Raw genomic sequence first — 5,679 nt, 5'->3', positions numbered from 1 at the left:
GCCGTATCTTGGCCAACATGGCGTTGAAGCAACCATCGATCAGGTGGAGTTTCTCGGCGCCGCCCAGCGTCTTATCTGCACCGCCGATACCTATCTAGGCCCACAGCAAATTCTGGTGGAGCGCCCGACCCACGAGCTGCCCCGCCACGAACAGGTTGGCTGGCGCAGCGGCATGCGCTGCTCGCTGCACTGGCCCGCCGCGGCGATGCAACTGTTTGAAGGAGAGCGCCCATGACTGCCCCCTTTGCGACCTCCTCTCTGCTGCCGCCAGCGACAGCCCGCCAAGACTCTCGCTGGCAGCGGCTCTGTCGCGGCTGGAGCCGGGATCAGCTGCTGCAACTGATCCTGCTGGTGCTCGGCATCGCCCTGCTGGTGGGGGGCCTCTTGCTGCCACTGCTCACCATGTTGCAAAAGAGCCTGCAGGATGAGAACGGCCTCTGGGTGGGCCTTGCCAACTTCAGCGCCTACTTCGACTCCCCTCATCTGGGGCGCACCATAGGCAACACCCTCTGGCTCGGGGTGCTGATCACCGCGCTAGTGGTGACCATCGCCTTTGGCTACGCCTATGCCCTCACCCGCACCTGCATGCCGGGCAAGCCCCTGTTTCGCCTCATCGGTTTGATCCCGCTCCTGATGCCCTCCCTGCTGCCCGCCATCAGTCTGGTCTACTGGTTTGGCAATCAGGGGATCGCCAAGGGGCTGCTCGGCGGCGAGAGCATCTACGGCCCCATCGGCATCGTCATTGGTCTGGGCTTCTGGTGCTTCCCCCACGCCCTGATGATCCTTATCACGGCGCTCGGTCAGAGCGATGCCCGCCTCTATGAAGCCTCCCGGGTGCTGGGCAGCAGCGGCTGGCGCACCTTTGTCACCGTCACCCTGCCTACCGCCCGTTATGGCCTGCTCAGCGCCGCCATCGCCGTCTTCACCCTCACCATCTGCGACTTCGGGGTGGCCAAGGTGATTGGCGGCCAGTACAGCGTGCTGGCCACCGATATCTACCGGCAGGTGATCGGGATGCAGAACTTCTCGCTGGGCGCTGTTGCCAGCGTCACCCTGCTGCTGCCGGCGCTGTTGAGCTTTGCCCTGGAGCACAGAGTGCGCAGCAAGATGCAGGAGCAGAGCAACACCAAGGCGGTGCCCTATCAGCCCAAACCCCATCGGCTGCGAGATCTGCTGGCGCTCGGCTGGTGCACGCTCTGGGCCCTGCTGTTTCTGGCGCTGGTCGGCATGGCCGTTTACGGCTCCCTGGTGCAGTTCTGGCCCTACAACCTCGCTCTGACGCTAGATCACTACGCCTTTGACAGCAACAGCGTCTACGGCTGGCAGCCCTTTACCAACACCTTGCAGCTGGGCCTCTATACCGCGCTTATCGGCACCGTGCTGGTGATGGTGCTGGCCTGGGCGCAGGAGAAGGGACGCCACTTTGCGCCGCTGCGCCAGCTGTTGCATCTGCTTGCCATGCTGTCGCTGGCGGTGCCCGGCATGGTGCTGGGGCTCGGTTACATCTTCTTTTTCAACGGCAATCCGCTCTTTGGCGGCCTATACGGCACCCTGCCGTTGATGGTGCTCTCCTGCGTCATTCACTACTACACGGTGGGTCATATGACGGCGCTGACCAGCCTCAAGCAGTTGCCCAAGGAGCTGGAGCTGGTGGCCATCTCATTGCGCATTCCGCTCTGGAAGGCGTTCTGGCGAGTGACGCTGCCCGCCTCCCTGCCCGCACTGCTGGAGATCTTTATCTATCTGTTCGTCAACGCCATGACCACCACCTCGGCGGTGATCTTCCTCTACTCGAGCGACAGCGTGCTCGCCTCCATCGCCGTGCTGAACATGGAGGATTCCGGCGATACCGCCGCGGCCGCCGCCATGGCCACCCTGATCCTGCTGGCCGCCGCCACCGTCAAGCTGCTCCAGCTCTTTTTGAGCCGCGCCCTGCTGGATCGCACCCAGCGCTGGCGCCACCAATAACCTTATCGAGGAGTCATCATGTCCACTCTCCCCTTCTGGCTGGCCGAGGCGCTCGCCGCCGAACAACCCGCACCGCCCACGTCCCTAGTCGGCAGCCACGAGGTCGATGTCTGCATCGTCGGTGGCGGCTTTACCGGGCTGTGGAGCGCCATCGCCCTTAAACAGGCCGAGCCACACTTGCGCATCCTGGTGCTGGAGAAAGATCGCTGCGGCAGCGGTGCCTCCGGGCGCAACGGCGGCTGCCTGCTCACCTGGTCGGCCAAATACCTGACCTTAAAGCGCCTGTTTGGCGAGCAGCAGGCTGCCTGGCTGGTACAAAGATCCGAGCAGGCGGTACACGAGATCGCCCGCTTCTGCGAAACGCACAACATAGAGGCAGAGCTGAGGGTCGAGGGCACCTGCTACACCGCCACCAGCGAGGCCCAGCGCGGCCTGATGGAGCCGGTATTGCAGGAACTCAAGCGAGCCGACCTTAACCAGTGGCAAGTGATTGAAGAGGATACACTGGCGAGCCAGAGCGGTTCCCACGTTCATCTGGAGGGGCTCTACAGCCCTCACGCGGGCTCGGTGCAACCGGCGCTCTTGGTGCGCGGCCTGCTGCGGGTGGCGCGGGAACTGGGGGTCGAGGTCTATGAGCACTCCCCCATGCAGCGCCTTGAGGCGGGCCAGCCTGCACGGGTGCAAACGTCACAGGGCGAGGTGCGTGCCCGCAAGGTGGTGCTGGCCCTCAACAGCGCCATGGTGCAGCACTTTCGCGAGTTTCGCCGCAGTATAGTGCTGGTCTCCTCCGATATGGTGATAACCGACCCCGCGCCGGATGCACTGGCTGCCCAGCAGCTTGCGCACGGCCGCTCCGTGGTGGATGGCCGCACCTTTGTGCATTACTACCGCTCCACCCCGCAAGGGCGGCTGATGCTGGGCAAGGGGGGCAACACCTTCGCCTTTGCCAACCGCCATCTGGCCGAGTTCGATGCCCCTAGCCGTTATCTTGCCCCTCTCACCCGCACCCTGCGACGCTTCTTTCCGGCGCTCAAAGAGGTGCCCATCGCCGCCAGCTGGTGCGGCGCCTCCGACCGCTCGGTAGATGGCCTCCCCTTCTTCGGCCACTGGCGAGGGCAGCCCAATATCGTCTATGGCCTCGGCTACTCCGGCAACGGGGTGGCGCAAAGCTGGATCGGCGGCCAGATCCTGGCAACTTTGGTGCGCGATGAAGTGCGGGAGGAGGACAAGCCGTGGCGTGACTGCGCGCTGGTCAGCGGCCCGCGTGGCTATTTTCCGCCCGAGCCGTTTCGCTGGCTGGGGGCCATGGCGGTGCGCAACGCCATCCGGCGCAAGGAGCGGGCGGAAGATGAGAACCGTCCGGTAGCCTGGTATGACAAACAGCTGGCCCGACTGGCGGACGCGGCAGGCAAGGCGGATAAATAGCCCGGCGATAGAGGGCAACCATTTCCCATACTGTTTCGCCCCACACCCTATTTCTTGAAAATGCCGACCCGAGGGTCGGCAGTTTCATCTTACGTAAAGACCAATGTGATACAACAATGTGGATGAAACCAGACAACACAATTGACCTGTCATCACAGATTGCGAAGAACGTCTATGGCAAACTAAACTCTCGTTCGTCCGAATACGATTTGCAATTCGAACCTACGACTTAACTATGCAATGGGAACGCAACTGATTACGTAATAAATAGCATGGAGGCTTTAGTGAAAAATAAAGAAAAAATCGCAGTTTTTATTGATGCTGATAATGCGCCTGCAGGCAAGATAGATACCGTATTATCAGAGTTAGCTCGTTACGGTGTTGTTAACATTAGAAAAGCTTATGGAAATTGGAAAAATCATAATCTGAAGCCTTGGGAAGATGTACTGCACGATTATGCTATACAACCAGTTCAACAATTCGATCTAACAAAAGGTAAGAATGCTACAGACATGGCATTAGCTATTGATGTAATGGACGTCTTATACACAAAAGATATTGACGTGATATGTCTTGTGTCATCGGATTGTGACTTTACCCCTTTAGTGACCAGGACTCTTGCTGATGGTAAGTTTGTTATTGGATTTGGAGAGCGTAAAGCACCATTACCATTTGTCAACAGTTGCTCTCGATTTCTATATTTGGATGCAGAACCAGTTTTAGAGCAACCGATTCAAAAGCAAAGTAAGAACATAAAAGGCGATACAAAGCTCATCAATTTGCTACGACAAGCAATAGAGGCGGTTGAAGAAGATGATGGTTGGGCTACGCTTGGTGAGATTGGAAATCACATATCTAACCACGCATCATTTGACCAACGTAACTATGGATTTAGGAAACTCAGTGATCTATTTCAATCTATAGACCTTTTTGAAATGAAAAAAACAAATGGGTCTGTCATGTGGGTTAGAGATAAAAAGAGATCTAAGAGTATAAATAAATTAAAACAAACGACTCTCGCCTAAACCCAACACTTCATATAAAAATGCCGCCCTAGGCGGCCATTTAATCCAATAATAGCATGTCAAATGTTGTCATGATAGAAGGGATATGTAAGGTAATTTGTTTTAAGTGTTCAGACACCCTATGATTCCATTCCACCAAAATAGCAATTACCATATATTCACTGCTGACTACACCTATAACTTTTTCTCATCGTGGACACAACTCTAATGAAGCCATTACATCTCTATGACTTAACAGATTTAATAAATTGCCCAATTTGTTCTATTCCATCAAATGTAGATGGTAAATTGCCATCCTCCGTTACTATGCCAGAGAATACAACCCTTTCAAATCGCTCCAAAACATCAGCATCTTTGCTTTTTATCTCACTAGCGTAACTAGAATAGCTTTGTATGAATCGACACAATGTCTTTCTAAGGTCGATCTGCAATAACTGTGACTTAACCGACTTATAATTAAAGAGAAGAACCCTGAAATAATATATAGATATGGCGACTAAAGATATTGTAGGGAAAATTGATACCAATAGGCCATCTCTAATAATAGACAAACTATCAATATTGGCATAAATAAATATAAGCTCAGCAACTATCGGTAAAACTATGACCAATGATAAAAGCTTAAGCCAGAACAAAATCCCATCGCGTTCACGTATCTTTTCTTTTGATAAGTCATCAAAACCTTGATACAAACCAACAAAATTATATGCATTTTCATATCTAGATAAAGAATCTTCAATTGATTTTACTCGATGCTCTCTTTCACTTAAATCCTTATCCCATTCTTCTTTAAGTTGCTTAGCCTTCGCCGCAACTGCGTCAAAGTTTTTAAGTGTTTCAATCTCATCACTGTTTGCCACAGCCTTAAAAATAGCTATAGGCATATCACGAATTGCGAATTCCATTTGTTATTTCGCTGATTTTTCAAACAGTTCTATATTGTTGAAAATAAATCTTCTGGCACTATCGAACTCAAAGGATAAATCATTTTTAGTTGAGAGATATAATTCAAAAAGAAACCGAAAACACATGGAACAAATTTCATCCAAACCTTCTTTGTTCAGCTCTTCGCTATCTGCCAATCGACTAATAAATCTATCACCTATCCACTTTATATTTATTTGGCAGAATTGGTTCCATTCATCAGGATTTTTGTCCATGGCATTAATTACTAAACGAATCATACTATTTCGTTGTTTATCAAAGTCATTCGAGGTAAATAGACCATCAATTCTTTGTCTAAACTTAGACAGTACAGTTT

Annotated in this window: 5 protein-coding genes and 1 pseudogene; 4 read left to right on the top strand and 2 right to left on the bottom strand. The window is 53.0% G+C overall.

The features are described 5' to 3' along the window. From DBR30_RS21795 to DBR30_RS07410, 4 genes and pseudogenes are all read left to right on the top strand, one after another. A pseudogene (locus tag DBR30_RS21795) lies at nucleotides 1-235 on the top strand (TOBE domain-containing protein); the annotation flags it as partial. Then, nucleotides 232-1,968 carry a putative 2-aminoethylphosphonate ABC transporter permease subunit gene (locus tag DBR30_RS07420; protein WP_108588271.1) on the top strand — a complete coding sequence of 579 codons (1,737 nt, stop codon included), beginning with the start codon at nucleotides 232-234 and terminating at the stop codon, nucleotides 1,966-1,968. The pseudogene DBR30_RS21795 and the gene DBR30_RS07420, both read left to right, overlap by 4 nt. Nucleotides 1,969-1,986: 18 nt before the next feature. After that, nucleotides 1,987-3,393 carry an FAD-dependent oxidoreductase gene (locus DBR30_RS07415; protein WP_108542234.1) on the top strand — a complete coding sequence of 469 codons (1,407 nt, stop codon included), beginning with the start codon at nucleotides 1,987-1,989 and terminating at the stop codon, nucleotides 3,391-3,393. 284 nt (nucleotides 3,394-3,677) lie between these two features. After that, complete coding sequence (locus DBR30_RS07410; RefSeq protein ID WP_108588270.1) at nucleotides 3,678-4,418, top strand: NYN domain-containing protein; 741 nt, start codon at nucleotides 3,678-3,680, stop codon at nucleotides 4,416-4,418. A gap of 224 nt (nucleotides 4,419-4,642) precedes the next feature. Here the strand turns inward: DBR30_RS07410 and DBR30_RS07405 are convergent, their stop codons facing one another. Further along, on the bottom strand, nucleotides 4,643-5,323 hold the full coding sequence (locus DBR30_RS07405) for a hypothetical protein (protein WP_181363513.1): 681 nt from the start codon (nucleotides 5,321-5,323) through the stop codon (nucleotides 4,643-4,645). Between the two features lie 3 nt (nucleotides 5,324-5,326). Further along, the coding region (locus tag DBR30_RS21195; protein ID WP_219927552.1) for a hypothetical protein at nucleotides 5,327-5,679 on the bottom strand (353 nt) is incomplete at its 5' end.

This window comes from Aeromonas sp. HMWF017 (genome assembly GCF_003061465.1).
GTDB classification, from domain to species: domain Bacteria; phylum Pseudomonadota; class Gammaproteobacteria; order Enterobacterales; family Aeromonadaceae; genus Aeromonas; species Aeromonas veronii.
Note: the sequence above shows the minus strand (reverse complement) of the source record. Positions and strands in the feature narration are given on the sequence as shown.